The following is a 26,958-nucleotide window of genomic DNA, read 5'->3' as shown; positions in this document are numbered from 1 at the left end:
CATGACACCCGACCGCGCCGAAACCATCGCCCTGCAGGCCCTGACCTGGATCGCCGCCGACGAGGAGCTGCTCCCGCAGTTGGCGGGGGCCACGGGCGCCAGCCTTGCCGACGCGAGGGAGAGAATGCAAGACCCTGTTTTCCTTGCTGGAATTCTGGAGTTCCTGACCATGGAGGACCGCTGGATCCGGCGGTTCTGCGACGATCAGGGCCTGGCCTACGAGGAGCCGATGCGCGCGCTCATGGCGCTGCCGGGTCAGCAGAGAAGCGAATGGCCCTGAGCCGCGGTCGCGCTGACGCTGCGTCATTTATTAACTGAACAGAACGGGAATCGCGGAATGGCGCGCATCAGGGGCGTCGTCTTCGACAAGGACGGCACGTTGTTCGACTTCCAGGCGACCTGGGGGGCTTGGAGCCGGGGCATGATCGAGGCCGAATCGCGCGGCGACCCGGACCTGGCGGCCCGCATTGCCGAGGTGCTGGGCTATGACCTCGGGACCGGGCTGTTCCGGCCCGAGAGCATCGTGATCGCCTCCACCACCGAGACGGTGGCCGAGCATCTGCTGCCGCTCCTACCCTGGACGCGCAAGGAGGAGCTGATGGCCCGCATGAACGCGCGGGCGGCGGGCGCGCCGCAGGTGGAGGTGCCGCGCCTGCGCGCCGTTCTGGAACACCTGGCGGAGCTGGACATCGCGCTGGGCGTGGCGACCAACGACACCGAGGCCCCGGCGCGGACGCATCTGCGCGAGGCCGGGGTCGAGGCGATGTTCGGCTTCATCGCCGGGTTCGACAGCGGCTGGGGCGGCAAGCCCGGGGCCGGGCAGCTTCTGGCCTTCGCGGCGGCCGTGGGGCTCGATCCCGCCGAATGCGCGATGGTGGGGGACAGCCTGCACGACCTGTCGGCCGCGCGGACCGCCGGGATGCGGGGCGTGGGCGTGCTGACCGGGGTCGCCGGGCGCGCGACGCTGGCCCCGGCGGCGGACGTGGTGCTGGGCTCGATCGCCGAGCTGCCGGACTGGGTCGCGGCCCAGGGCTGAGCGGGGAAGCGCCGAAAGCGACGCAGGCTGTCGCTTCGGGGTCCGACCCGGAGCGCGGGGCCTGACAGGCTGTCCCCGGACTGCAAGGGGGGAAGGGCGCCATGCCGAACGATCTGGCCGAGGCCGCGACCGCAGGGGCGCGCAAGCGCCGTTCGGGAGGCCGCGCGGGCAACGCCGCCCGCCGCGGCACCGCCGTCATGGAGCAGATGCCCTGGCGCATCCCCGTCAACCACGACCGCCCCGTCGAGCCGCTGGACGAAGCCGGGGTGCAGGCGATCCATGACGGCGCGATGCGCATCCTCGAGGAGATCGGGATCGAGTTCCTGAACGAGGAGGCCGTGGCGCTGTTCCGGGCCGCGGGCTGCACCGTGAACGGCACCAACATCCGCATGGGCCGCGACTGGGTCATGGAGATGGTGGGCCGCGCGCCCGAGACCTTCACCATCACGCCCCGCAACCCCGACCGCGTGCTGCCCATCGGCGGCACGGCCCTGCTGTTCGGGAACGTCTCGTCGCCGCCGAACTACTGGGACATGGAGATCGGCCGGAAGGTGCCCGGCACCCGCGAGCATTGCGCCAACCTGTTCCGGCTGACGCAGCACTTCAACTGCATCCACTTCGCGGGCGGCTATCCGGTGGAGCCGGTGGACATCCATCCGTCGGTCCGGCACCTCGACGTGCTGTTCGACAAGCTGACCATCACCGACAAGGTCGCGCACGCCTATTCGCTGGGCCGCGAGCGGGTCGAGGACGCCATGGAGATGGTGCGGATCGCGGGCGGCCTCTCGGAGGAGGAGTTCCGCGCCACGCCCCGGATGTACACCAACATCAACTCGACCTCGCCGCTCAAGCACGACCAGCCGATGATCGACGGCTGCCTGCGGATGATCCGGCGCGGGCAGGCGGTGGTGGTGACGCCCTTCACGCTGGCGGGGGCCATGGCGCCGGTGACGATGGCGGGGGCGGTCGCGCTGTCCATCGCCGAGGCGCTGTCGGCCATCGCGCTCTTCCAGTGGGTGTCGCCCGGCTGCCCCTGCGTGATCGGCACCTTCACCAGCAACGTGGACATGAAGTCGGGGGCGCCCGCCTTCGGCACGCCGGAATACATGCGCGCCACGCAGATGACCGGGCAGATGGCGCGGTTCTACGGGCTGCCGATGCGCGCCTCGGGCGTGTGCGCGGCCAACGTGCCGGACGGGCAGGCGATGTGGGAGACCTCCAACAGCCTGTGGTCGGCGGTGCAGAGCCGGACCAACATGGTCTATCACGCGGCGGGCTGGCTGGAGGGCGGGCTGATCGCCTCCCCCGAGAAGTTCGTCATGGACTGCGAGGTCCTGCAGATGATCCAGCGCTACATGGAGCCCGAGGTCTGGGCCACGGGCGTCGACGACATCGCGCTGGAGGCGATCCGCGAGGTGGGGTCGTCGGGGCACTACTTCGGCATCCAGCACACGCAGGACCGCTATGCGAAGGCCTTCTACGCGCCCTTCGTGTCGGACTGGCGCAACTACGAGGCCTGGGAGGTCGCGGGTGGCGTCTGGACGCCGGAGCGGGCGCATCGGCTCTACAAGGAGATCCTCGCGGAGTTCGAGGAGCCCCCGATGGACGCGGGCGCGCGCGAGGAGCTGGTGGAGTTCGTGGCCCGGCGCAAGCGCGAGGGCGGGGCGCCCACGGATTACTGACGAACCGGGCTGCCCAGCCGTCCGCGCGGAGGCTGCGCGGGGGCCAGGGCGGTGATGTCCGGCGCATGGGAGCAAGGCCATGGATCTGTCCACCTGGGCGGGCTTCGTGCTCGCGTCCTCGGTTCTGCTGGTGATCCCGGGACCGACGATCCTTCTGGTCGTGTCCTATGCGCTGGGGCAGGGGATGCGGGCGGCGGCGCCGCTGGCGGTGGGGGTCGCGCTGGGGGACTTCACGGCGATGACGCTGTCGATGCTCGGGCTCGGGGCGGTGCTCCACGCCTCGGCGCTGCTGTTCACGCTGCTGAAATGGGCGGGGGCGGCCTACCTCCTGTGGCTGGGGGTGCAGCTTTGGCGCGCGGGCGGCACCCTGGGGGCGCAGCCGCGGCAGGACGGGGCGCGGCCCCTGCGGATGGTGGGCCATGCCTGGCTGGTGACCGCGCTCAACCCCAAGAGCATCACCTTCTTCGTGGCCTTCCTGCCCCAGTTCCTTGACCCCGGGCAGGACCTTGGCCCGCAGATGATGGTCATGGAGGCGACGTTCCTTGCGCTCGCCTTCGCGAACGCCCTGGGCTACGGCCTGCTCGCGGCGCGGGCGGGACGGGTCGCGGCGTCGCCCCGGCTCGTGCGGGCCTTCAACCGCACGGGCGGCACGCTCCTGATCGGCGCCGGCGCCTGGACCATCGTGCGGACCTGAGCCTCACGTTTTCGTGATGACGAATTTTCGCTGGGCGCCGAAACTTCGGCCCGGCGCGGTTCGTGGCTTCGGGCGTTCCCGGGGACGATCCCCGGGGTTTCGCAGACCGAACTCAGGGAGACGCCATCATGAAGACGCTGCTTGCCGCCACGGCCCTTACCCTCGTGGGGGGCTTCGCCTTCGCCCAGGAGAACCCGATGGTCGGGGGCGCCGAGATGCCGGCGACCAACGACATCGTCACCAACGCCGTGAACTCGGCCGACCACACCACGCTCGTGGCGGCGGTGCAGGCCGCGGGCCTTGTCGAGACGCTGCAGGGCGAAGGCCCCTTCACCGTCTTCGCGCCGACCAACGAGGCCTTTGCCGCGCTGCCCGCCGGGGCCGTGGACAACCTCCTCCTGCCCGAGAACAAGGACGCGCTGACGCAGGTCCTGACCTGCCACGTGGTGGGCGCCGAAGTCTTCTCCTCGGCGCTGGCCGAGATGATCGCCACGGACGGCGGCTCGCATCCGATCGAGACGCTGGGCGGCTGCACGATCACCGCCGCGATGAACGCCGCCGGGGACGGCATCACGCTCACCGATGAGAACGGCACCGTCGCCAACGTGACCATCCCCGACGTCGACCAGTCGAACGGCGTCATCCACGTCATCGACGCGGTTCTCCTCCCCGCCCAGTCGTGACGCGACGGGCCGGCGTCCACGAGCCCGGGCGCCGGTCCCGTTCCCCCGATCTCCCTTATCCAGTCGAAGGACACCCAGAGATGAAGACCATCCTTTCCGCCGTCGCGTTCGCCGCCCTGGCCCTGCCCGCCGCGGCGCAGATGGCCAATCCCATGGTGGGCGGCGCCGAGATGCCGGCCACGAACGACATCGTCACCAACGCGATGAACTCGGCCGACCATACGACGCTGGTGGCGGCGGTGCAGGCGGCGGGCCTTGTCGAGACGCTGCAGGGCGCGGGTCCGTTCACCGTCCTGGCCCCCACCAACGAGGCCTTCGCCGCGCTGCCGGCCGGGACCGTCGAGGCGCTTCTCGAGCCGCAGAACAAGGACCGCCTGGCGCAGATCCTGACCTGCCACGTCATTCCGGCCGAGGCCTTCTCGTCCGACATCGTCGGGATGATCCAGGCCGATGGCGGCACCCACGCGATCCAGACCGTCGGGGGCTGCACGCTTCAGGCGTCGGCGCGGAACGGCATGGTCATGCTGACCGACGAGCAGGGCCGCACCGCCACCGTGACCATCGCCGACGTGGACCAGTCGAACGGCGTGATCCATGTGATCGACAAGGTGCTGCTGCCGGCGGTGTCGGCCCAGCAGTAATCGCGGTCCGGCCCCCGCATGGGGGCCGCGTCCCAAGGCCATGGCCGCCGGATCCCAAGGGGCGATCCGGCGGCGTCCTGCGTTGGCGCGGGGCCTCAGGGGGCGAGGCAGGTGTCCAACGCCTCGGCCATGGCGCCGATGAGCGCCGGGTAAAGGTCGGGGCCGGGCGTCAGGAACACGCCGTCCGGGTCCACGGCGGCGGTCCGGAGCCTTGTGCCCTCGCCCAGGGTGGCGGCCCAGGCGGGATCCGTCTCGGCGTCGGTGAGAAGGCAGCGGACCTCGCCCGCCACCACCGCGTCCCGGAGCGAGGCGACGTCGGAGGGCGCCGGGGCCGCGCCGTCCGCATGGGCGATGGTCCAGTTCGCCGGAAGCCCCGCCGCGCGCTCCAGATACTGGTAGGCGTCGTGCCCGACCGCGTAGCCGACCCCCGCATGGGGCGCGAGGCGGGCGGTCAGGTCGGCGCGCAGCGCGGTCAGACGGGCGGCGGCGGCCTCGGCGTTCGCCTGGTAGGTGGAGGCGTTGTCCGGGTCCTGGGCGGCCAGCGCCTCGGCGATCGGGGTCAGCCAGGCCGCCGCGACCGCCGGATCGAGCCAGGCGTGCGGATCCAGGCCCCCGGCGGCGTGGTCGTGCCCGGCCTCGTCCGGCCCGGCGTGGCCGTGGTCGTCGTCATCGTGGGCGTGGTCGTCATGCCCATGGTCGTGATCGTGCCCCTCGTGCAGGTGCGCCCGGCCCCGTGCGGGGAGGGGCTGCCAGCCGGGGGCGTCGAGCAGCGCCAGCACCTGCGCCTGCGGGGCGAGGGACGCGATGGACTGGCCCAGCCAAGGCAGCAGCGCGTCGCCCGTCCAGACGATCAGGTCGGCCTCGGTCAGGGCCTGCGCCTCGGAGGGCGACAGGCTCGCGTCATGGGGCGAGGTGCCCTGCGGCACGATCAGCGCGGGGCCCCCGAGGTCGCCCATCACCATGGCCACGAGGCTGTGCACCGGCGCGGTGTCGGCCAGCACCGCCGGCACCTCGGCCCGGAGCGGGGCGGCCGACAGCAGCAGGAGGGCGACGGTGGCGCGGAAGATCTGGGTCATGGCGGCTCCTTGGATTGGGTGCCGGGCACCTAGCGCGGATGTTATAGTATAACAAGAGGCGATGTTATGATGTAACGTCCGGCCTTGCCGCGCGGCGGCGGAGGTGCTAGCTCTCGTTACCTTGTAACGGGGTTCGCCCATGTCCCATGCCTTCGACCGCCACGACCACGGCACCTGCATCGCCTCGGCCCTGTCCGCGGCCGAAGCGGCCTGCGCCGGACGCGGGATGCAGCTCACGCCCCTGCGGCGGCGGACGCTCGAGATCCTTCTCGAGTCGCATGTCGCGCTGGGGGCCTACGACGTGCTGGCCCGGCTCGAGGCGGAGGGGTTCGGCTCCAAGCCGCCGGTCGCCTATCGCGCGCTGGGCTTCCTGGTGGAGAACGGCTTTGCCCACCGGATCGAGGGCCTGTCGGCCTATGTCGCCTGCGCCCGGCCCGGCAGCCCGCACGACCCGAGCTTCCTCGTGTGCCGGTCCTGCCGCCGGGTCGCCGAGGAGGAGATCCAGGCCCCCCTGGCCCCCGAGGCCGAGGCCGAGGGCTTTGCCATCGAGCGGACCGTGGTGGAAGCGCAGGGGCTTTGCCCGGCCTGCCGGGGGAGGGCGTGATGGACCTGATCGCCGCCGACGGCATCGACGTGCGCCATGGGGCGACGCAGGTGCTGCATGGGGTCTCGCTCCGCGTCGCCAAGGGCGAGATCGTCACGATCGTCGGCCCGAACGGGTCCGGCAAGTCCACGCTGCTGCGCTGCCTGATCGGCGCGCAGCGGCTGACCCGCGGGCGCGTGGTCAAGTCGCCGGGGCTGCGGATCGGCTATGTGCCGCAGAAGCTGCACATCGACCCGACGCTGCCCATGACGGTGCGGCGGTTCCTCGACCTGCCGGTGCGGGTCAGGGACGCCGACGCGCAGGCCGCCATGGACGAGGCCGGGGCCGGACATGTCATGGGGCGGCAGATGGCCGACCTGTCGGGCGGGCAGTTCCAGCGGGTGCTGCTGGCCCGCGCGATCCTGTCCCGGCCCGACATCCTGATGCTCGACGAGCCGACGCAGGGGCTCGACCAGCCGGGGGCGGCGGCCTTCTACCAGAGCCTGGAGGCGATCCGCGCGCATCTGGGCTGCGCGATCCTGCTGGTGAGCCATGACCTCCACGTCGTGATGAGCGCGTCGGACCGCGTCGTCTGCCTCAACGGCCATGTCTGCTGCGAAGGGCATCCGGCCGTGGTCTCCGCCGCGCCCGCCTACCGGGAGCTGTTCGGGACCGGGACTCGGGGGGCGCTGGCGCTCTACCGGCACGAGCACGATCATGCGGACCACGCCGCGCACCACCATCACCACCACGAAGAGGCATGATGCTGCTCGATTCCTTCCTGGTCCGCGCCGCGCTGGCGGGCGTGGGGGTGGCGCTGGCCGCGGGGCTGCTGGGCTGCTTCGTGGTCTGGCGGCGGATGGCCTATTTCGGCGACGCGACGGCCCATGCCTCGATCCTGGGGATCGCGCTGAGCCTTGCCTTCGGGACGCCGGTGACGCTGGGCATCCTGGCGGTCGCGGGGGCGATGGGGCTCCTGGTCTTTGCGCTGACCGACCGGGGGCTGGCGGCGGACACGGTGCTGGGGGTGCTGGCGCATGGGGCGCTGGGGCTGGGGCTTTTCGCGGTGGCGCTGACGCCGGGGCCCCGGGTGAACCTCGAGGCCTTCCTGTTCGGCGACGTGCTGACCGTGGGGCGGGACGACCTCGCGCTCATCTGGGGCGGCGTCGCGATCGTGGGCGTGCTGGTGTGGTGGAACTGGGGGCTGCTGCTCACCTCCACGCTGTCGGTCGATCTTGCGCACGCGCAGGGGATGGACCCGCGGCGGGGATCGCTGCTGCTGTCGCTGCTGCTGGCCGGTGTCGTCGCGGTGGCCATCCAGGTGGTGGGCGCGCTGCTGATCACCGCGCTCCTCATCATCCCGGCGGCGGCGGCGCGGAACCTGGCCCGGACGCCCGAGGGCATGGCCCTGGCCGCCTGCGCCATCGGGGTGCTGGCGGCAATGGGGGGGCTGGAACTGGCCGTGACGGCGGATTCCGGCGTCGGCCCGGCGACGGTGACCGTGGCCGTGGCCGTCTTTGCCGTGCTGACGGCGGCGGGCCGCCTGCGCCGGAGCTGAGCCGGATTCACGCTTGACTTAGGGTCAGTTTGTGCTTGTTTTGTTCTCATCCTGTCACAAGGGTGAGAGCCATGGCCCAGGGGCACGACCTCGCGATCCAGGCGCGCGGGATGATCAAGACGTTCGGAACGACGCGGGCCGTCGCGGGGATCGACCTCGACGTGCCCAGGGGGATGATCTTCGCCATCCTCGGCCCCAACGGAGCGGGCAAGACGACGCTGCTGCGGATGCTCGCCACGCTGCTCCGGCCGGACGGGGGCGAGGCGCGGGTCATGGGCCGCGACCTGCGGGCGGACCCGGACGGGGTGCGCGAGGTCATCAGCATGACCGGGCAGTTCGCTTCGCTGGACGAGGACCTGACCGGGCGGGAGAACCTGCGGCTGCTGGCGCGGCTTTGGGGCTTTCGCGGGCTGGCGGCGCGGGACCGGGCCGATTCGCTTCTGGCCGCCTTCGACCTGTCGGACGCGGGCGACAAGCAGGTGAAGGACTACTCGGGCGGGATGCGGCGGCGGCTCGACATCGCGGCCTCGCTGGTGGTCACGCCGGGGGTGCTGTTCCTGGACGAGCCGACGACGGGCCTGGACCCGACCGCGCGCGCCGGGGTCTGGAGCCTCATCAAGGGGCTGGCGCAGGGGGGCGTGACCATCCTGCTGACGACGCAGTACCTGGAGGAGGCCGACCAGCTGGCCGGGCGCATCGCGGTCATCGACCACGGCCGCAAGATCGCGGAAGGCACCAGCCGGGAGCTGAAGCGGCAGGCCGGGTCGGGGATGCTGCGGGTGACGCCGGCGCTGGGCTCGGAACTCGACCGGGCGGCGGCGGTGCTGGGGCGGGCGCTGGGCGCGGCGGTGCATCGGTCGGCCGAGGGCGCGGACCTGTCGGTGCCGGTGGCCGATGCCGTCGAGGCGAACTGGGCCCTGTCGGCCCTGGTCGAGGAAGGGATCGAGATCGGCGACTTCCGCATGGGGCAGCCGAGCCTCGAGGAGGTGTTCTTCGCGCTGACGGGGCGGCCCGGGGCGCAGGCCGGGGAGGCGCAGGCATGACCGACATGACCCTTGGACCCATCGCCCGTCCGGCGCGCGGCGGCCCCCTCGCGGTCGAGAGGCCGCCGCGCCCCTCGGCCCTGTCGAACGCGCTGGTGTTCGGATGGCGCGCGGTGCTCAAGTTCCGGCACGTCCCCGAGCAGCTCTTCGACCTCGTGATGACGCCGATCATGTTCACGCTGCTGTTCACCTTCGTGTTCGGCGGCGCGCTGGCGGGCAGCCCGGGCGAGTACCTCCAGTTCTTCCTGCCGGGGATCCTGGTGCAGACGGTGATCTTCAACTCGGTCTATTCCGGGGTCGGGCTTTGCACGGACCTGCAGAAGGGGCTGTTCGACCGCTTCCGCAGCCTGCCCATCTGGTCGCTCGCCCCCTTTGCGGGGCTGATGGTCGGCGACCTGCTGCGGCATGGGATCGCGGGCGGCATCATCCTCGCCATCGGGCTGCTGCTGGGCTACCGGCCCGAGGCGGGGCTGCCGGGGGTGCTGGGGGCGTTCCTGCTGCTGTTCGCTGTGGGGTTCGGCGTGGGCTGGGTGTTTCTCGTGATCGGGCTGCTGGTGCGGACGCCGATGACGGTGATGACCTTCGGGTTCACCTTCATCTTCCCGCTGGTCTTTGCCTCGAACATCATGGTGGACCCGGGCACGATGCCGGGCTGGCTCGAGGCCTTCGTGCGGGCCAACCCGGTGTCGCATGTCACGACGGCGCTGCGCGGGCTGCTGTCGGGGACGGCCACGGCGGGGCAGGTGGGGCTCGCGCTCATCGCTCCGGCGGTCCTGACGCTGCTGCTCGCCCCCGTGGTGCTGGCGCTTTACCGGAAGAAGTGAGCCGGGCGTCTTGAACTCCTCCGGCCGGGTCTGTAGCTAGGTGCGTCATGGTTTTCGGAGGGGACGCGATGTCCTGGACTGACGAGCGCGTCGAGACGCTGAAACGGATGTGGGCCGAAGGCGCCTCGGCCAGCCAGATCGCCAAGGAGCTGGGCCAGGTCACCCGCAACGCCGTGATCGGCAAGGTTCACCGCCTGGGCCTGTCCAACCGCGCGGTCCCCGGCGGACGGCCCGAGGACGGCGGGTTCGACATGGCCGATGAGGTTCTGGTGGAGGCCGCGCCCGCCCCGGCCGCCTCGGCCCCGGCGCCCGCCCCGGAGCCCGAGGAGGAGGACGAGGACGACGAGGAAGTCCCGGCCGCGCCCGAAGCCTCTGACGACGCCGAGGACGAGGAAAGCGAGGCGCCCGCGCCCTTCCGCCGCCAGATCATCCCGGCCGGCCAGCCGTTGCCGCCCCAGCCCTCGGCCAACGAGATCAGCCCCGAGGCGCAGGCCGCCGCCCTGGCCGTCGAGAAGACCGCCAAGCGGCTGACGCTGATGGAGCTGACCGAGAAGACCTGCAAGTGGCCGGTGGGCGACCCCGCGACGCCGAACTTCTGGTTCTGCGGGATGCCCGTCCAGCAGGGCAAGCCCTACTGCGAGGCCCATGTCGGCGTGGCCTTCCAGCCCATGAGCGCGCGCCGCGACCGGCGCCGCTAGGGCCTGCCCGACCCAGGGCCGTGCCGCGAGACCGGCAGGCCCTGGGCCGTCGAGGCCCCCTTGGGGCCGGGTCGGTCAGTTGACCGCGACCGGCCTGGAGCGGAACCGGGCCACCGTCTCGCGCTCGGCGCGCTTGCAGACCTGGGGCGGCAGGCCCCGGTCCAGCAGGTCCAGATCCTCCATCACCATTTCGCCCATGTGCTTGAACGCGCTGTCCAGCGCGCCCGCGCGGTGCGCCGACAGCAGGAAGCCGGGGAGTTCCCGCGCCGGGTGATCGGCTGGCAGCGGCTCGTCGGGGAAGACGTCGCTGGCCGCCTGGATGTGGCCCGAACGGACGGCCTCCATGAGCGCGTCGAAATCCACCACCCCGGCCCGGGACAGCAGGATGAACGACGCCCCCCTGGGCATCCGGGCAAAGGCCTCGGCGCCCAGGAAGCCCTGGTTCTCGCTCGTGACGGCGGCGGTGACGAAGAGCGTGGAGCAGGAGGACAGCAGCGTGTCGAGGTCCACCGGTTCGGCGCCGAATCCGCGCGTGACCGAGGGCGCCTGCCAGGGATCGTGGGCCAGCAGGCGCGGGCGGAAGCCGGGCAGCAGCCGCGCCACGGCCTGTCCGAGCGCGCCCATCCCGAGGATGCCGATCGTCGATCCCGTCAGCAGCCGCGCCGCCTGGTTGCCCTCGCCGCCCCAACGCTCGCGCCCGGCGCGGAAGTCGGCGTCCGCGCCATGGATGTTGCGGGCCAGCGACAGCGCGAAGCCCAGGCCGATCTCGGCCACCGGCTCGGCAAAGACGCCGCCGGTGGTGACGACATGGATGCCGCGCCGGAAGGCGTCCTCGTAGGGCATGTTGGGGAGAAGGTTGGATTCGACGTTGAAGATGCAGCGCAGCGAGGTCATCCGCGCCAGCAGGTCCTCGGACAGGGGGGGCTGTCCGATGATGTAGCGCGCCTCGGCCAGCGTCTCGGCGGGGAGGGCGGGCAGCCCTTCGTCGGTGGTTTCAACGACGTCGTAGCGGTCGAACAGGTCGCGCAGCAGGTCGGGCGCGAAAAGCAGCGGCAGCGTGCGCGGCAGCGGGCAGGAAATGATCAGCGGGCGTTCGGTCATGGGGGCCTCCTTGCGCGCCATGTGACGGAAGGGGCATGGGCGTGGCAAGGCGTCCCACTTTTCATGCGGCCCCGGAGTCGCTATGTCCGCCCATCCCCCGTCCGAGGCTGCCCGCATGACCATCAACCCGCCGAACCTCCGCCCCGACCTCGCGCCCAAGCTCAAGATCGCGGAGGCGGCCCGTCCCGGCCAGCCGACCATCGGCATGGTGTCGCTGGGCTGCCCCAAGGCGCTGGTGGACAGCGAGCGCATCCTGACCCGGCTGCGGGCCGAGGGCTATGCGATCAGCCCGGACTACCAGGGCGCGGATGCGGTGATCGTGAACACCTGCGGCTTCCTCGACAGCGCCAAGGCCGAAAGCCTGGAGGCCATCGGCGAGGCGCTGAGCCAGAACGGGCGGGTGATCGTCACGGGCTGCCTGGGGGCCGAGCCCGAATACATCACCGGCGCGCATCCCAAGGTGCTGGCCGTCACCGGGCCGCACCAGTACGAGCAGGTGCTGGATGCGGTGCACACCGCCGTGCCGCCGTCGCCCGATCCCTTCATCGACCTGCTGCCCGCGTCCGGCGTGTCGCTGACGCCCCGGCATTACAGTTACCTCAAGATTTCAGAGGGCTGTAACCACAAGTGCAAGTTCTGCATCATCCCCGACATGCGCGGGCGGCTGGTGTCGCGTCCGGCCTTTGCCGTGGTGAAGGAGGCGGAGCGGCTGGTCGCGGCGGGCGTCAAGGAGCTGCTGGTCATCAGCCAGGACACCTCGGCCTATGGAGTCGACCTGAAGCACACCGAGGAGCGGGGGCACCGGGCGCACATCACCGATCTGGCGCGCGACCTGGGGAGCCTGGGGGCCTGGGTGCGGCTCCACTATGTCTATCCCTATCCACATGTGCGCGACCTGATCCCGCTGATGGCGGATGGCCTCGTGCTGCCCTACCTCGACATCCCGTTCCAGCACGCGCACCCCGACACGCTGAAGCGCATGGCCCGGCCGGCGGCGGCGGCGCGGACGCTGGACGAGATCGCGGCCTGGCGGGAGATCTGCCCGGAGATCGTGCTGCGGTCGACCTTCATCGTCGGCTACCCCGGCGAGACCGAGGCCGAGTTCGAGACGCTGCTCGAGTGGCTCGATGAGGCGCAGCTCGACCGCGTGGGCTGCTTCCAGTACGAGGACGTGAAGGGCGCGCGGTCGAACGCGCTGCCGGATCACGTCGCGCCCGAGGTCAAGCAGGAGCGCTGGGAGCGCTTCATGGAGAAGGCCCAAGGGATCTCGGAAGCCAAGCTCGCCCAGAAGGTCGGCACCCGGATGGAGGTGCTGGTCGACGAGGTGGACGAGGACGGCGCGACCTGCCGCACCAAGGGCGACGCGCCCGAGATCGACGGCAACCTGTTCATCGACCAGGGCTTCGAGGGGCTGAAACCCGGCGACCTCGTGACCGTCGAGGTCGAGGAGGCGGGCGAGTACGACCTCTGGGGCTCACGGGTCTGAGGCGGGTGTGGTTCTGAGGCGGACGGGCGCCGGGGCGGGCTGCGGTCGGACGGGGGTTTGACCTTTGGCGCCCGCTTGGGTTTGGTCCGCACGACCAACCCAAGGAGTCGCCGATGCAATCCCCCGTTCCCGCCTTTGCCCATTCGCTTCGGGCGCTCGACGCCATCCTGGCCAAGGCCGAGGCGCATTGCGAGGCGCGGAAGATCGACCCCTCCGTGCTGGTCAACGACCGGCTGGCCCCCGACATGCTGCCCTTCAAGCGGCAGGTCATGATCGCAACCGACCACGCCAAGGGCGCAACCGCACGGCTGGCCGGGCAGGAGGTGCCGCGCTTCGAGGACACCGAGTCGACCTTCCCCGAGCTGCGGGAGCGCATCGGCCGGACGCTGGCGTTCATCGAGTCCGTGCCCGAACACACCTTCGAGGGCGCGGAGGCCCGGACCATCACCGTCAAGGCAGGCCCGCGCGAGCTGACCTTTCCCGCGCCGGTCTACCTGGGCAGCTTTGCGGTGCCGAACTTCTATTTCCACATGACCACGGCCTACAACATCCTGCGCCACAACGGCGTGGAGCTGGGCAAGCGCGACTTCCTGGGCGGCTGACCGTCAGGAGGAGCGGCTCACGCTCTGGAGGCTGCCGGCCAGCCCGTCGGGGGCCGCGGCGCGGGCGGCGTCCCTCAGGTGGTCGGGGAGGTTCGAGAGCAGCAGCTCCCGCCCGCTCGTGAGGTCGCCGGTGATCTGCGCGGCAAAGCGGTCCTGGTCGCGGCGGCGGACCTCCTCCAGCACCTGCTCGACCTCCTCGGGCGACTCGCCCAGGTCGTCGAGGACGCGGCCGCCGAAGGTCAGCGCGCTTTCGAAGGTCTCGCGCAGCTGGAAATCCACCCCGGCGCGGATCAGCGCCAGCGCGTGGGCGCGGTCGAAGGCGCGGGCGAAGACCGGCACCAGGGGGTATTCGGCCTTCATGATCTCGGCGATGCGGAGCGCGTCGGCGGGCTTGTCGATGCAGATCAGGACGGCGCGGGCTTCGTGCGCGCCCGCCGCGTGCAGGATGTCGAGCCGCGCGCCGTCGCCGAAATAGACCTTCATGCCCATGTAGCCCGCGACCCGGATCATGTCGGTGTCGGTGTCGATGATGGACACCGACCAGCCACGGGCGAGCAGCACCTGGCTCGCGATCTGGCCGAAGCGGCCGTAGCCGATGATGAGCACCGGGGCGCTGAGGCCGTCGGGCGCCTCGGCGCCGCTGTCGTCCCGCGTTTCGGGCCGGCGCAGCCAGCGGTCGTGGATCGTGACGAACAGCGGCGTCAGGATCATGGAGATCACGATGATGGCCGTCAGCATGGCCGAGCCGCGCGGGTCCAGAAGGCCGACCGCCAGCGCCGAGCTGTAAAGGACGAAGGCGAACTCGCCCCCCTGGGCCATGAGCACGGTCCGCTCCAGCGCCTCGGCGTGCGAGGCGCCGAAGAGCCGGGCGACGACGTAGATGCCCAGCGACTTGAGCACGGTGAAGGCCACGACCGAGATGAGGATCACCCACCAGCCGTCCACCACGACCGACAGGTCGAGCGACATGCCGACGGCCAGGAAGAAGAGCCCGAGGAGAAGTCCGCGGAAGGGCTCGATGTCGGCTTCGAGCTGGTGGCGGAAGGTGGATTCGGACAGGAGCACCCCGGCCAAAAAGGCCCCCATCGCGGCCGAGAGCCCGCCCGCCTGCAGCAGGAGCGCGGAGCCCAGCACCACGAGGAGCGCCCCCGCCGTCATCACCTCGCGCCCGCCGAAGGTGGCGAGGAAGCGGAAGAGCGGGTTCAGGAGATACCACCCCGCCAGGATCAGCGCGGCGATGGCGCCAAGGCCCACCGCCACGGACATCGCCCGCTCCGCCCCGGTGACGGGCTCGGACCCGCCGGGGGCGAGGAAGGCCACCAGCGCCAGCAGGGGGACGATGGCCAGGTCCTCGAGCAGGAGGATCGAGACGATGTGCTGGCCCTTTTCGCGCGACAGGTCGCCGCGTTCGTTCAGCATCTGCATGACGATGGCGGTCGAGGTCAGCACGAAGCCCGTCCCCGCGATGAGCGAGGTGGCAAGCGAGTAGCCCAGGGTGACCCCCACCCAGCTCAGCAGCGCCATGCAGAGGACGACCTGCGCGAGCCCGAGCCCGAAGATGTCGCGGCGCATCGACCAGAGGCGGCGCGGCTCCATCTCGAGGCCGATGATGAACAGGAACAGGACGACGCCCAGCTCGGCGACGTGCAGCATCTGCTCGGGGTCCTCGACGACGCCGAGAAGGGACGGACCCATGGCCAGCCCGGCGGCCAGGTAGCCCAGCACGGAGCCCAGGCCCCAGCGGCGGAAGAGCGGGACGGCCACGACGGCCGCCCCGAGCAGGGTCACGGCGGCGGCGAGGTCGGGACCGGAGGACGGTTCGGCCATGGGCGGCTCCTCGGGGACGGCATCCCGCGGAGCCTAGCGGGCAGGGTGGATCGCGTCAAAAGGCGTTGACGAGCAGGAACCACGTCGCCCGGAAGATGGCGTAGATCACGCCCCAGGCGATGAGCAGGGCGATGAGGCCCACGACGAAGCCGCCGCAGACCCAGAGCCCGTCCCGCTCCAGCACGCCCAGCGCGATCAGGCACAGCGCGATCCCCGGAAGCATGTTGCCGAGCGGGACCGGCATCACCAGCACGATCGAAAGGATCAGGCAGAAGGCGCCGATGACACGCTGGATCATCGGATCGCCCAGGAAGGACAGGCGCGGCGCGGTGAAGCCGTCCGCCCATTCGAGCCAGGGATTCACCCGCTCCACGAGGTTGGCGAAGTCGTCGCGCGACATGGAGCGGAGCGAGATGACCTTGGGCAGCCAGACCTGCTTGCCCAGCATCATCTGCGCCGACAGGAACAGGAGCGGCAGGCCCAGGATGCTGGAGGTGCCGGGAATGGCCGGGATGGCGTTCGGGAAGGCGAAGACGAGGAGCAGCGCTCCGAAGGCCCGCCCGTGCATGGCCTGGACCAGATCGGCCAGCGAGATGCGCGTGCGGGAGGTGTCGGCGGCCAGCTCCTCGAGGATCTGGGCGAGCTTCTTGCGGGGGGGACCGGGCCGCATCCGGCGGCGTCGCGGCGAGCTGAGGGCTTCCTCGGCCTCGTCCCAGAAGGGATCGTCCTGACGCATCTGCACCCCCAAAGGCCTGCCGCCCACTTAAGGCGGCGGGCCGGCGCGCCGCAAGCCCGGCTCGCTTCAGGCGATCCGGCGGAAGTCCCGGAGGATCTCGCGGAGGCCATCCTCGTCCACCATGCGGATCGCATCCTCGGGCGTGACCCAGACGCGGTCGCGGCGATGCGCCTCGGGGTAGTCGTCCACGGCCTCGCGGACCTTGATCGCATAAACGTGGTGGACGCAGGGCACGTCGTCACCTTCGGCGGTGCGCTTGATGGCCACGTACTGGCCCACCGGCTTGCGCGACGCCTTGCCGCGCGTGACCCCGGCCTCTTCCCAGGCTTCGGTCATCGCCGCATGGGAGTGGCTCTTGCCCTCGATCGGCCAGCCCTTCGGAAGGATCCAGCGCCCGGACGAGGAGGTCACGAGCAGGATCTCGGGCCCCTTCTTTCCCTTCCGCCAGCACAGCGCCGCCAGCTGCGCAAAGCGCGGCTCGGTGTAGCGGCGGGCCAGGTAGGTGGGAAAGATGTTGAGGGGCTGCAAGGTCATGTGCGGAACAAACTCGGTACAGGGAAGGTAGTTCCTTACCAATAAGGAATATGGGCATGGCTACTCTGATCTATGTTACGTTCGCTTGAACAATTTTTCGACAGCCTATGTCGACTGGGCCACAGGCCATCCTGCGGTTGCCCAAGGCGCGGGCAAGCCGCTACTTAGGCGGGACGGAGCAGACGGGAGAATGGGATGCGGGACATGACGGCGAGCCTTGGGCTTTATGGCCTGGGCGTGATGGGATCGGCGCTCGCGCTCAACATCCTCGAGAAGGGGTTCCCCCTGCATGTGGCGAACCGGACGGCCGCCAAGGTGCCGCCGTTCCTGCAGGGCGCCGGGCCGCTGGCGGCCAAGGCCACGGGGCACGAGAGCCTGACGGCCATGGCCGACGCGATGCCCGCGCCGCGCGCGATCATCCTGATGGTGGACGCGGGTCCGGCGGTGGATGCGGCCATCGAGGCGCTGCTGCCGCACCTGTCGCCCGGCGACACGGTGGTGGACTGCGGCAACGCCGATTTCCACGACACGCGCCGCCGCGCCGCCGACCTCGAGGGGTGGGGCCTGATCTTCCTGGGCGTCGGCGTGTCCGGCGGCGAGGAGGGCGCGCGCCACGGGCCCGCGATCATGGCGGGCGGGCGCCCCGAGGCCTGGGGGCACCTCCAGCCGGTGTTCGAGGCCATCGCGGCGACCTACGAGGGCCAGCCCTGCGCCGCGCTGATGGGGCCGGACGGGGCCGGGCACTTCGTCAAGACGGTGCACAACGGCATCGAATACGCCGACATGCAGCTGATCGCCGAGGTCTATGGCCTGCTGCGCCACGGCCAGGGCAAGGCTCCGGCCGAGATCGGCGCGATCTTCGGGCAGTGGGATGGGGGGCGGCTGAAAAGCTACCTCGTGGAGATCACCGCCGCCGTGCTGTCGGCGGTGGACACCGCGACCGGGCTGCCGGTGGTGGACGTGATCCTCGATCAGGCGGGGCAGAAGGGCACGGGCCGCTGGACCGTCGTGGAGGCGCTGGCGCTGGGCCAGAGCGCCTCGGCCATCGAGGCGGCGGTCGGCGCGCGCGGCTGGTCGGCGGAAAAGGCGACGCGGGAGATCGGGGAGGGCATCCTCGGCACCGGGCGCAAGCCGGTGGAGCTGTCCGAGTCCGAGCTGGAGGGCGCGCTGCTCGCGGGCCGGATCGTGGCCTATGCGCAGGGCTTCCGCATCCTGACGGCGGCCTCGGAGACCTATGGCTGGGGCCTCGATCAGGCGCGGGTGGCCGAGACGTGGCGGGCGGGGTGCATCATCCGCTCGGCGCTGCTGGGCGACATCGCGGCGGGCTTCCGGGGGGAGATGCCGCAGGGGCAGCTCATCCTCGCGCCCGCCTTCGCGGCGGACCTGCGCGCCTCCTTGCCGGCGCTGCGGCGGGTGGTGGCGGCGGCGGTGCTGGGCGGGCATCCGGTTCCCGCGCTGTCGGCGGCGCTGGCCTTTGCCGATACGTTCGCGCAGGCCCGGGGCACGACGGACCTGATCCAGGGGCAGCGCGACTACTTCGGGCGGCACGGCTTCGTGCGGCTCGACACCGGGGCGGTCCACCAGCACGGGCCCTGGGCCGACACGGTGGTGGACAAGGTGGCGGACCCCGATCCCAAGCTGAAGTGACGCCTTGGCGCCCGGTCGTGCGACCGGGCGGCCGTCCTCGCGCGCCATTCAGGTGCCGCGGGGCTTGGCGCGGAGCGTGGGCTCCGCCTCCCAGGGGCTTTCGGGCCAGGGGTGGCGGGGGTAGCGGCCGCGCATCTCCTTGCGGACCTCGGGGTAGCTGCCGCGCCAGAAGCCCGGAAGGTCGGAGACGACGGCGATGGGCTTCTGGCCGGGGGACAGGAGCGTGATGCGGATCGGCTTGCCGGCGGCCATGGGATGCGCGGTGACGCCCAGCATCTCCTGCAGGCGGACGGCGATCTCGGGGCCGTCCTGGGCGTAGTCGATGGGGATCTGACGGCCGAGCGGCGTGGTGAAATGGGCGGGCAGCAGGCGGTCCACCTCCTGCATCTGCGCGTGCGAGAGCATCGCGCGAAGGGCGGGGAGGAGGTCGAGCTTCCGCCACTCGCCCTCCGTGCGCACCCCGTCGAGCCAGGGGAGGAGCCAGTCCCCGAGCGTGTCGAGAAGGGCGGCGTCGGACAGGTCGGGCAGGTCGCCGCCCGCCGACCGGGCCAGGGCGATGCGGGCGCGGAAGCGTTCGGCGGCCCCGGACAGGCGCAGGCCGAGGCTCCGCACGCCGTCGAGCATGGCCGTCGCAACGGCCTCGGGCGGGGCATTCTCCCATAGGCGGTCGGACAGGACGAGCGCGCCGAGCCGTTCCTGCCGCCGGGCCTGCACGCGGCCGTCGCGTGGGGACCAGACGGCCTCCTCGGTGGTGCGGAGGCGGTCGCCGAGGACGGCGCGCAGATCGGCCTCGGACAGGGGGAGGGCGGCGCGGATGCGCGCCTCCTCGCCCGCCCCATCGAGGTCGGTGACCACGAGGAGCCGCTGCGCGCCGAGGGGATCGCCGGGGCTGGCCACCGCGCCGCGCCCGCCCGACAGCAGGAAGCGCGGGGCGTCGCCCGGACGGCGCAGCGCGATGCGGTCGGGATAGGCCAGCGCCGCCATGGCGCCGGGGTCAAGCGCGGGCCGGTCGGGCGCGAGACGGGACAGGCGGCTCGCCTCTCGCCTCAGGCGGTCGCGCGACTCGGGGCGGAGCTTGCCGTCGAGCAGCGGGGACAGGTCGGAGGTGCCGGGGGGCGGACGTTCGCCTTCGGACAGGATCGCGGCGAGCAGGGCCGCGCCCTTTCCGGCCCGCAGCAGCATGTGGGCGAGGCGGGGGTGGACGGCGAGGGTGGCCATCTCCCGGCCGTGCGTCGTGACGCGGCCGTCCTGCATGGCGCCGAGGTCGGTCAGCAGCCGCCGCGCCTCGGCCATCGCGCCTTCGGGCGGGCGGGTCAGGAAGGGCAGGTCCTCCGAGCCCCAGAGCGCGAGGTCGAGCGCGAGGGGCGCGAGGTCGGCGGCCAGGATCTCGGGCGGGGGGAAGGGCTGCAGGCCGCCTTCCTCGCCGCGCGTCCAGAGGCGGTAAGTTACGCCGGGGGCGACGCGACCGGCGCGGCCGGCGCGCTGCGTGGCCTCGGCTCGGGTCACGCGCTCCGTCACCAGCGCCGACATGCCCGAGCCCGGGTCGAAGCGCGACCGCCGCGCCCGCCCCGCGTCCACCACCGCACGGACGCCGGGAATGGTGAGCGAGGTTTCCGCGATGGAGGTGGCCAGCACCACCTTGCGGGCGGCGGCGGGGGCGAGGGCGAGGCGCTGCGCCTCGGGTGGGAGGGCGGAGTAGAGGGGGCGGACGGCGACGTCGGAAAGGCTGGCCAGCAGCGCCTCGGTGCGCCGGATCTCTCCCTCGCCGGGGAGGAAGGCGAGGATGTCGCCCTCGGTCTCCTCCAGCGCCTCGCGGATGGCGGCGGCGGTCGCGGTCTCGATCCGCATGTCGCCCAGGGGGCGGGGGAGCCAGCGCAGGTCCACGGGATAGGCGCGCCCTTCGGCGGTGACGACCGGCGCGCCCATCAGGTCGGCCACCGGCTGCGCGTCGAGCGTCGCCGACATCACCAGCAGGTGCAGGTCGGGCCGCAGCGCCGCACGGGATTCAAGCGCCAGCGCCAGCCCGAGATCGGCGGCGAGGGAGCGTTCGTGGAACTCGTCGAACAGGAGCGCGCCGACGCCCGGGAGGTCGGGGTCGGCCTGGATCATGCGGGTCAGGATGCCCTCGGTCAGCACCTCGATCCGGGTCTGGGGCGAGACCTTGGATTCTCCCCGCATCCGGTAGCCGACGGTCTGGCCCACGGGCTCGCCCAGCGTCTGCGCCATGCGTTCGGCAGCCGCGCGGGCGGCGAGGCGGCGCGGCTCCAGCATGACGATGCGGCCCGGGGTGCCTGCGGCGAGGAGGGCAAGCGGCACCCGCGTCGTCTTGCCCGCGCCGGGGGGCGCCTGCAGCACGGCCTGCCCGCCGCGGGCCAGCGCGGCGAGGAGGTCGGGCAGGACGGCGTCGATGGGCAGCGGCTCGGACATGCGGCGCATATGCGGGATCGGGGCGGCGAAGTGTAGGGCAGAGGCGCGCGCCATCGCTGGACAGGAGAGCCGGGCCCGGTGTCTATGTCGGGCATGGATCCCGACCCCCTGACCCTGGCCCGCGGCGTCGCCTCGGGCGACCGCCGGGCGCTGGCCCGCGCCATCACCCTGGTCGAGAGCGCCCGCGAGGATCACCGCCCGCGCGCCGAAGCCCTGCTGGCCGCCCTTCCGGCGACCGAAGGGGCGTTGCGGCTTGGGCTGTCGGGAACGCCGGGGGCCGGCAAGTCCACGCTGATCGAGGCGATCGGGATGCGGCTCGTGGGGGAGGGGACGCGGGTCGCGGTGCTGGCCGTGGACCCGTCCTCGGCCCGGTCGGGCGGGTCCATCCTGGGCGACCGGACCCGGATGGAGCAGCTTTCGCGCGAGCCGCTGGCCTTTATCCGGCCATCGCCCGCCGGGGGGCAGCTGGGCGGGGTGGCGCGCCGCACGCGCGAGGCGGTGGCGCTCTGCGAGGCGGCGGGGTTCGACGTGGTGATCGTGGAAACGGTCGGCGTCGGCCAGTCCGAGACGCTGGTGGCGGACATGACCGACATCTTTGCCCTGGTGCTGGCCCCGCACGGGGGCGACGACCTCCAGGGCGTCAAGCGGGGGGTCATGGAAGCCGCGGATCTGATCCTCGTGAACAAGGCCGACCGGGACGCGGCGGCGGCCACGGTGACGCAGGGGGACTACGCGGCGGCGCTTCGCCTGATGCGGCCCCGGCCGCAGGACCCCGAGGGGTTCCCCTGCGTCCTGACCGTGTCGGCCCTGACCGGGGCCGGCCTGCCCGAGGCCTGGGACGCGATCGCGCGGCTTTGGGCCTGGCGGCGCGACACCGGGCACCTTGCGCGCGTGCGGCGGGACCAGCGGCTGCGCTGGTTCGAGGAGGAGTTCCTGGCCCAGGCGCTGGCCCGGCTGCACGGCGACGCGCGCCTGACCTCGGAGCTTCGCGCGGAGGTGGAGGCGGGGCGGCTTTCCCCGCCCGAGGCGGCCCGGCGGGCGCTGGCCTCGTGACGCCCGAAACGGTGTTCGACGGAGAGCACCTGCGCGCGGTGCTGTACCGGGGGCGGTCGGACCGCATGGTCGTGACCTTCGACTACCGCCGCGACGGGCGGGACGGCTTCTCGCCCGACAGCCATTCGACGAACTTTGCCCGACAGGGCTATTCGCAACTCGCCATCAAGACGCGGGCCAACGACTGGTACGTGAACGCCGAGACGCCCGCGCTCGAGGCGGCGCTGGCGCGCGTGGCGGCGGGCCGGGCGCAGGCGCTGGGCTTTTCGATGGGCGGCTACGGGGCGCTGCGGCTGGCCCGGGCGCTGGGGCTGGCGCAGGCCGTGGTGGTGTCGCCGCAGGTCTCGCCGCTGGCGGACTGGGACGGCCGCTACCGCGGTGGCCTGACCGGCTGGGACGAGGCCCTGGGCGACCTGCGCGCCCGGGCGATGCCGGATCTGGCGGGGCTTCTCGTGTTCGACCCCTTCGTGGCGGAGGATCGGGCCCATGCCGCGGCGATCCGGGCGCTGTTCCCGCGGCTGCGTCCCGTGCGGCTGGCCTTTGGCGGGCACCCGGCGATCCGGACGCTCCGGGGAGCCGGGGGCCTGTGCGCGGTGCAGGAGGAGGCGGGCGCGCGGCGGGCCACGGGCGCGGCCATCCGGGCGGCGCACCGGGCGGCGCGGGCGGGATCGCGGGGCTGGTGGCTGCGGCTGGCCGAGGTGGCCGGGCGGCGGCATCCCGACCTGGCGGCGCGGGCCCGCGAGCGGGCCGGGGCGCTGCCGGTCCGGCCCGGCGACCTGGACGGCGCGTGACGCCCCGCCCCGCCGCGCTAGGATTCCCGTGGCACAGCCAGAGAGGGCGGGACCATGGCGCGCGAGGGCGGCGATTCCCATGAAGAGGGCCGGGAGGCCTGCGAACGCGGCGTTCCCCGGGCGGACTGCCCCTATCCGGCCGACAGCCCCGAACGTCAGGGCTGGATCGAGGGATGGGACGAGGCCGAGGAGGTCAAGGTCGTCGAAGGCATCGACGACGAGGCCGGGCCGGACGGGGGTCGAGCCGCTTGACCTCGGTCGTGGAAGGCCTTATGGCCCACGGACCAATTCTGGCGCCCCGGGGCGGGGTGCATCTCGTGACGCGCCGCGGTCCCGCGGCCCTATGCCAAAGGACGAATGCCATGTCGCGCAAGTGCGAACTGACCGGGAAGGGCCCCATGGTGGGCAACAACGTGTCCCACGCGAACAACAAGACCAAGCGCCGCTTCCTGCCCAACCTGCAGGAGGTCACCCTCGAGTCCGAGTCGCTGGGCCGCTCGTTCCGCCTGCGGATCTCGAACCACGCGCTCCGTTCGGTCGACCACCGCGGCGGCCTGGACGCGTTCCTCGCCAAGGCGAAGGACGAGGAACTGTCCTCGGACGCGCTGAAGATCAAGAAGGAAATCGCCAAGCTCGCCGTCTCGGCCTGAGCCTGTCGCGATCCGGATGATGCAGGGCCCCGCTTCGGCGGGGCTTTTGCGTTGCTGGTGGGGCTTTTGCGTTCGCGGCCGGGGCGGGAGGGGCCTTCGCCCCTCAGCCGCCCAGGGCGCGCCAGCCGATGTCGCGGCGGCAGAACAGGCCGGGCGCCTCGATCCGGTCCACCATGGCATAGGCGCGGTCGCGCGCCTCGCGCAGGGTGCGGCCCCGCGCCGTGACGTTCAGCACGCGGCCGCCGTTCGCGACGATCCGTCCGTCCGCCGCGGCGGTTCCCGCATGGAAGACCATCGCTTCGGAGGTTTCGGGCACCGAATCGAGCCCGGCGATGATCCCGCCCTTTTCGGGCGTGCCGGGATAGCCGTTGGCGGCCAGCACCACGGTCAGCGCATGGTCGTCGGCCCAGTGGACCCGCGCCTCGCGCAGCCGCCCTTCGGCGCAGGCCTGGATCAGGTCCAGGACCTGCCCGCCCAGGCGCATCATCAGCACCTGGCATTCGGGGTCGCCGAAGCGGACGTTGTATTCGATGAGCTTGGGCGCGCCGTCCCGGATCATCAGGCCGGCGTAAAGGACGCCCTGGTAGGGGGTGCCGCGCCGCGCCATCTCGTGCAGGGTGGGGCCCACGATCTCGTCCAGGGCACGCTTCTGGACGGCCTCGCTCAGCACCGGGGCGGGGGAATAGGCGCCCATGCCGCCGGTGTTGGGGCCGGTGTCGCCCTCGCCCACGCGCTTGTGGTCCTGCGCCGTGCCGAGGGGAAGCATCGTCTCGCCGTCGCAGAGGATGAAGAACGACGCCTCCTCGCCGGTCAGGCATTCCTCGATGACGACCTGCCCCTCGCCCCCGGCAAAGACGGCGTCGAGCGCGGCCAAGGCTTCCTCGACCGACTGCGCCACGGTGACGCCCTTGCCGGCGGCCAGCCCGTCGGCCTTGATGACGATGGGCGCGCCCTCCCGCTCGACATGGGCGTGGGCCTGGGCCAGGTCGGAGAAGGCGGCCCAGGCGGCGGTGGGGGCGCCGCTGGCGTCGCAGACGTCCTTGGTGAAGGCCTTCGAGGCCTCGAGCTGCGCGGCCGCCTGCGACGGCCCGAAGGCCAGGACCCCGGCGGCGCGCAGGCGGTCGGCGACCCCGGCGGCCAGCGGCGCCTCGGGGCCGACGATCACGAGGTCGATCGCGTTCTCGCCGCAGAAATCCGCGACCGCATCGCCGTCCAGGATGTCGAGCGCGGCGCATTCGGCGATCAGCGCGAGCCCGGGATTGCCCGGCGCGGCGATGAGCCGGTCGCATTTCGGGTTCTGCTTGACGGCCCAGGCCAGGGCATGTTCGCGGCCCCCGGAGCCGAGGATCAGGATGTTCATGGGCACGACTCCCGGTTGGCCTTGTTCGCGAGGCGTTCTAAGGTGACGGACCGCACCGCACAAGGACGCGACGATGGACCTTCTGGACGACGACGACGCCCCGCCGCGCCGTTCCAACACGCCCGAGTTCTCGGTGTCCGAGCTGTCGCAGGCGGTGAAGCGCATGGTCGAGGGCGAGTTCGCCTTCGTCCGCGTCCGGGGCGAGGTCGGGCGCGTGGCGCGTCCGCCGTCGGGGCACCTCTACTTCGACCTCAAGGACGAACGGTCGGTGCTGGCCGCGATCGTCTGGAAGGGGCAGGCGTCGCGGCTGACCGCCCGGCCCGAGGAGGGGATGGAGGTCGTGGCGACGGGGCGGCTCACCACCTTCCCGGGGCAGTCCAAGTACCAGATGACGGTGGACGACATCGCCCCCGCCGGGGCGGGCGCGCTGATGGCCCAGCTCGAGGCGCGGCGCAAGGCGCTGGGCGGCGAGGGGCTGTTCGACCCCGCGCGCAAGAAGCCCATCCCCTACCTGCCCGAGGTGATCGGCGTCGTGACCTCGCCCTCGGGCGCGGTGATCCGGGACATCCTCCACCGGCTGCGCGACCGCTTTCCGCGCCGGGTGATCGTGTGGCCGGTCGCCGTGCAGGGGGCCAACTGCGCCCCCGAGGTGGCCCGCGCGGTCAAGGGCTTCAACGCGCTGCCCGAGGACGGCCCGATCCCGCGCCCCGACGTGGTGATCGTGGCGCGGGGCGGCGGCTCGATCGAGGACCTTTGGGGCTTCAACGAGGAGATCGTGGTCCGCGCCGTCGCGGCGAGCCGCATCCCGGTCATCTCGGCCGTGGGGCACGAGACGGACACGACGCTCTGCGACTATGCCGCCGACCTGCGCGCGCCCACGCCCACCGCCGCCGCCGAGATGGCGGTCCCCGTCCGGGCCGAGCTGCTGGAGCGGGTGGCCGTGCTGACCGCGCGGGGCGGGCGGGCGCTGCGGCAGGGGGTCTTCCAGCGGCGCCAGCGGCTGGGCGACCTTGCGCGCGCGTTGCCGCGCGGGGACGTGATCGTCGGCCAGGCGCAGCAGCGGCTCGACTACCTGGGGGCGCAGCTGCCCCGCGCCCTGCGGAGCGTCACGGAACGGCGGCGGGTGCAACTGGCCGACCTGAGGCTTGGCACCGGGATGCTGGTGCGGACGCTGCGATCCGAACGGCGCCGGCTCGAGGAGGCGACGCGGGCGATGGGCCCGGCGCTGGCGCGGACGGCGCGCGACTCGCGGCGCGACCTGGGCGAGCTGTCGGCGCGGCTCGACCGGGCGCAGGAGGCGCGGCTCAGGTTCCGGCGCGACGTGCTGGGCCGGGTGGCGCCCCGGCTCGATCCGGTGGCCCGGCGCGGCCTGGCCGAAAGCGTCGAGGACTTTGCCCGCGTGGCGCAGGCGCTTCGGCCCGAGCTGCCGCTGGCCCGCATCGCGCGGCTGCGCGACGGGCTGCTGGCGCTCGATCGGCTGCGCGAGACCCTGGGCTATGAAGAGACGCTCAAGCGCGGCTTTGCCGTGGTGCGCGCCGATGGGGAGGTCGTCACCAGCGTCGAGGCGGCCGCCCGCGCGACCACGCTGGAGATCCAGTTCGCCGACGGGCGGCACACGGTGGCCAACAAGCCCGCCGCCGCCACGACCCGCAAGCGCCCCGCCGAGCCCCCGCCCGAGCAGGGCAGCCTGCTCTAGGAGCCGGGACGGGCGCAGGCGAAGCCCGGGACCTCGGGCGGCGCGCCGGACGACGGCTTGGGGGCGCTGACGTCAGGCGTCCTCACACCCCGACCCCGCCGCAGACCAGCCCGCCCTTCTGCTCCTCGAGCTGGTAAAGGATGCTCGGCCCGCCGTCGCCCAGGAACTCGGCGCGCAGGCCCTCGCCTTCGCGGAAGACGTGCCAGCACTGCGGACCCAGGTCGTCGTTGTAGACGAAGCAGATCGCGGGCGCGTCGGCGGGCCCCTCGGTGTACCAGGTCCCCTCGATGCAGTCCTGGCTGTCGGTGAAGGCCCAGGTCACGCGCCGGTTCGGAAAGTAGTGCTCGATGCCGTAGGGCTCCTGCCCGGGTTCTCCGTAGGTGAGGGTGCGGCCCTCCACGAGATCCTCGAACTCCTCGCCCGAGATGGGCTCCTGGGCGAGGGCGGGGCCGGCGAGGGCAAGAAGGACAAGGAGCGCGCGCATGGGCCGAGCCTGCCAGAGCGGGCGGCGGCCCGCCAGCCCCTTGGGG

General features: G+C 72.3%; 28 protein-coding genes. 20 read left to right on the top strand and 8 right to left on the bottom strand.

The window, feature by feature from the left end:
• Position 1 precedes the first annotated feature (1 nt).
• The 6 genes from J3P31_RS03395 to J3P31_RS03370 all read left to right on the top strand — a co-directional run bounded on the left by J3P31_RS03395 (position 2) and on the right by J3P31_RS03370 (position 4,736).
• On the top strand, positions 2-280 hold the full coding sequence (locus tag J3P31_RS03395) for a DUF3572 domain-containing protein (RefSeq protein ID WP_210526999.1): 279 nt from the start codon (positions 2-4) through the stop codon (positions 278-280).
• Positions 281-337: 57 nt separating this feature from the next.
• Positions 338-1,036 (top strand): HAD family hydrolase, encoded by a 699-nt coding sequence (locus J3P31_RS03390; RefSeq protein ID WP_210526998.1) that lies wholly within the window; start codon positions 338-340, stop codon positions 1,034-1,036.
• 101 nt (positions 1,037-1,137) lie between these two features.
• Positions 1,138-2,718 (top strand): trimethylamine methyltransferase family protein, encoded by a 1,581-nt coding sequence (locus tag J3P31_RS03385; protein ID WP_210526997.1) that lies wholly within the window; start codon positions 1,138-1,140, stop codon positions 2,716-2,718.
• A gap of 79 nt (positions 2,719-2,797) precedes the next feature.
• Positions 2,798-3,412: a LysE family translocator gene (locus J3P31_RS03380; RefSeq protein ID WP_210526996.1), complete on the top strand. Its 615-nt coding sequence runs from the start codon at positions 2,798-2,800 to the stop codon at positions 3,410-3,412.
• Between the two features lie 128 nt (positions 3,413-3,540).
• Positions 3,541-4,095 carry a fasciclin domain-containing protein gene (locus J3P31_RS03375; protein WP_210526995.1) on the top strand — a complete coding sequence of 185 codons (555 nt, stop codon included), beginning with the start codon at positions 3,541-3,543 and terminating at the stop codon, positions 4,093-4,095.
• A gap of 80 nt (positions 4,096-4,175) precedes the next feature.
• Complete coding sequence (locus J3P31_RS03370) at positions 4,176-4,736, top strand: fasciclin domain-containing protein (RefSeq protein WP_210526994.1); 561 nt, start codon at positions 4,176-4,178, stop codon at positions 4,734-4,736.
• Positions 4,737-4,831: 95 nt separating this feature from the next.
• On the opposite strand, the gene J3P31_RS03365 is transcribed toward J3P31_RS03370, so the two are convergent.
• A complete protein-coding gene (locus J3P31_RS03365) occupies positions 4,832-5,812 on the bottom strand; it encodes a zinc ABC transporter substrate-binding protein (protein ID WP_210526993.1) in 981 nt (326 codons plus the stop codon).
• Between the two features lie 139 nt (positions 5,813-5,951).
• Here J3P31_RS03365 and J3P31_RS03360 point away from each other — a divergent pair, with 139 nt between their 5' ends.
• The 6 genes from J3P31_RS03360 (at position 5,952) to J3P31_RS03335 (ending at position 10,518) form a co-directional block, all read left to right on the top strand.
• A complete protein-coding gene (locus tag J3P31_RS03360; RefSeq protein ID WP_210526992.1) occupies positions 5,952-6,416 on the top strand; it encodes a Fur family transcriptional regulator in 465 nt (154 codons plus the stop codon).
• Complete coding sequence (locus J3P31_RS03355) at positions 6,416-7,159, top strand: ATP-binding cassette domain-containing protein (protein WP_210526991.1); 744 nt, start codon at positions 6,416-6,418, stop codon at positions 7,157-7,159. The genes J3P31_RS03360 and J3P31_RS03355 overlap by 1 nt, the downstream gene beginning before the upstream one ends.
• Positions 7,156-7,953 (top strand): metal ABC transporter permease, encoded by a 798-nt coding sequence (locus tag J3P31_RS03350; protein WP_210526990.1) that lies wholly within the window; start codon positions 7,156-7,158, stop codon positions 7,951-7,953. The genes J3P31_RS03355 and J3P31_RS03350 overlap by 4 nt, the downstream gene beginning before the upstream one ends.
• Before the next feature lie 71 nt (positions 7,954-8,024).
• Positions 8,025-8,996: an ATP-binding cassette domain-containing protein gene (locus J3P31_RS03345; protein ID WP_210526989.1), complete on the top strand. Its 972-nt coding sequence runs from the start codon at positions 8,025-8,027 to the stop codon at positions 8,994-8,996.
• A gap of 5 nt (positions 8,997-9,001) precedes the next feature.
• Positions 9,002-9,820, top strand: a complete 819-nt coding sequence (locus J3P31_RS03340) for an ABC transporter permease (protein WP_438270281.1) — start codon at positions 9,002-9,004, stop codon at positions 9,818-9,820.
• Positions 9,821-9,888: 68 nt separating this feature from the next.
• Positions 9,889-10,518, top strand: coding sequence for a GcrA family cell cycle regulator (locus tag J3P31_RS03335; protein WP_210526987.1), 630 nt, complete (start codon positions 9,889-9,891; stop codon positions 10,516-10,518).
• A gap of 75 nt (positions 10,519-10,593) precedes the next feature.
• Here the strand turns inward: J3P31_RS03335 and J3P31_RS03330 are convergent, their stop codons facing one another.
• Positions 10,594-11,619: a hydroxyacid dehydrogenase gene (locus tag J3P31_RS03330; RefSeq protein ID WP_210526986.1), complete on the bottom strand. Its 1,026-nt coding sequence runs from the start codon at positions 11,617-11,619 to the stop codon at positions 10,594-10,596.
• Positions 11,620-11,734: 115 nt separating this feature from the next.
• On the opposite strand from J3P31_RS03330, the gene rimO reads away from it, so the two are divergent.
• Positions 11,735-13,105 carry a 30S ribosomal protein S12 methylthiotransferase RimO gene (gene rimO / locus J3P31_RS03325; RefSeq protein ID WP_210527263.1) on the top strand — a complete coding sequence of 457 codons (1,371 nt, stop codon included), beginning with the start codon at positions 11,735-11,737 and terminating at the stop codon, positions 13,103-13,105.
• Positions 13,106-13,218: 113 nt separating this feature from the next.
• Positions 13,219-13,707 carry a DUF1993 domain-containing protein gene (locus tag J3P31_RS03320; protein ID WP_210526985.1) on the top strand — a complete coding sequence of 163 codons (489 nt, stop codon included), beginning with the start codon at positions 13,219-13,221 and terminating at the stop codon, positions 13,705-13,707.
• A gap of 3 nt (positions 13,708-13,710) precedes the next feature.
• Here the strand turns inward: J3P31_RS03320 and J3P31_RS03315 are convergent, their stop codons facing one another.
• From J3P31_RS03315 to J3P31_RS03305, 3 genes are all read right to left on the bottom strand, one after another.
• Entirely contained in the window at positions 13,711-15,534 is a 1,824-nt protein-coding gene (locus tag J3P31_RS03315) for a monovalent cation:proton antiporter-2 (CPA2) family protein (protein WP_210526984.1), read from the bottom strand.
• Between the two features lie 55 nt (positions 15,535-15,589).
• Positions 15,590-16,270, bottom strand: coding sequence for an exopolysaccharide biosynthesis protein (locus tag J3P31_RS03310; RefSeq protein ID WP_246849252.1), 681 nt, complete (start codon positions 16,268-16,270; stop codon positions 15,590-15,592).
• A gap of 66 nt (positions 16,271-16,336) precedes the next feature.
• Positions 16,337-16,804 (bottom strand): NUDIX hydrolase, encoded by a 468-nt coding sequence (locus tag J3P31_RS03305; protein WP_210526983.1) that lies wholly within the window; start codon positions 16,802-16,804, stop codon positions 16,337-16,339.
• 204 nt (positions 16,805-17,008) lie between these two features.
• Between J3P31_RS03305 and gnd the strand changes: the two genes are divergently transcribed.
• Positions 17,009-18,451 (top strand): NADP-dependent phosphogluconate dehydrogenase, encoded by a 1,443-nt coding sequence (gene gnd, locus J3P31_RS03300; RefSeq protein WP_210526982.1) that lies wholly within the window; start codon positions 17,009-17,011, stop codon positions 18,449-18,451.
• A 48-nt stretch (positions 18,452-18,499) separates the two neighbouring features.
• Here the strand turns inward: gnd and hrpB are convergent, their stop codons facing one another.
• Positions 18,500-20,878, bottom strand: coding sequence for an ATP-dependent helicase HrpB (hrpB, locus tag J3P31_RS03295; RefSeq protein ID WP_210527261.1), 2,379 nt, complete (start codon positions 20,876-20,878; stop codon positions 18,500-18,502).
• Between the two features lie 93 nt (positions 20,879-20,971).
• On the opposite strand from hrpB, the gene meaB reads away from it, so the two are divergent.
• From meaB to rpmB, 4 genes are all read left to right on the top strand, one after another.
• Positions 20,972-21,931 (top strand): methylmalonyl Co-A mutase-associated GTPase MeaB, encoded by a 960-nt coding sequence (meaB, locus tag J3P31_RS03290; RefSeq protein ID WP_210526981.1) that lies wholly within the window; start codon positions 20,972-20,974, stop codon positions 21,929-21,931.
• The gene (locus J3P31_RS03285) at positions 21,928-22,722 is read left to right on the top strand and encodes an alpha/beta fold hydrolase (protein WP_210526980.1); all 795 of its coding nucleotides are present in this window, start codon (positions 21,928-21,930) and stop codon (positions 22,720-22,722) included. Before meaB ends, J3P31_RS03285 begins: the two co-directional genes overlap by 4 nt.
• 54 nt (positions 22,723-22,776) lie before the next feature.
• Entirely contained in the window at positions 22,777-22,974 is a 198-nt protein-coding gene (locus tag J3P31_RS03280; RefSeq protein WP_210526979.1) for a ribosome modulation factor, read from the top strand.
• Positions 22,975-23,084: 110 nt separating this feature from the next.
• The gene (gene rpmB, locus J3P31_RS03275) at positions 23,085-23,372 is read left to right on the top strand and encodes a 50S ribosomal protein L28 (RefSeq protein ID WP_210526978.1); all 288 of its coding nucleotides are present in this window, start codon (positions 23,085-23,087) and stop codon (positions 23,370-23,372) included.
• Between the two features lie 103 nt (positions 23,373-23,475).
• Here rpmB and purD read toward each other — a convergent pair whose 3' ends face one another.
• Complete coding sequence (gene purD / locus J3P31_RS03270) at positions 23,476-24,732, bottom strand: phosphoribosylamine--glycine ligase (protein WP_210526977.1); 1,257 nt, start codon at positions 24,730-24,732, stop codon at positions 23,476-23,478.
• A gap of 73 nt (positions 24,733-24,805) precedes the next feature.
• Here purD and xseA point away from each other — a divergent pair, with 73 nt between their 5' ends.
• Complete coding sequence (xseA, locus tag J3P31_RS03265) at positions 24,806-26,428, top strand: exodeoxyribonuclease VII large subunit (protein ID WP_210526976.1); 1,623 nt, start codon at positions 24,806-24,808, stop codon at positions 26,426-26,428.
• An 82-nt stretch (positions 26,429-26,510) separates the two neighbouring features.
• Here the strand turns inward: xseA and J3P31_RS03260 are convergent, their stop codons facing one another.
• Positions 26,511-26,912, bottom strand: coding sequence for a hypothetical protein (locus tag J3P31_RS03260; RefSeq protein WP_210526975.1), 402 nt, complete (start codon positions 26,910-26,912; stop codon positions 26,511-26,513).
• Between the last annotated feature and the right edge of the window lie 46 nt (positions 26,913-26,958).

Source organism: Rubellimicrobium arenae, assembly GCF_017916275.1.
GTDB classification, from domain to species: domain Bacteria; phylum Pseudomonadota; class Alphaproteobacteria; order Rhodobacterales; family Rhodobacteraceae; genus Rubellimicrobium; species Rubellimicrobium arenae.
The sequence above is the reverse complement of the archived record's forward strand: the minus strand, read 5'-3'. Positions and strand labels throughout refer to the sequence as shown.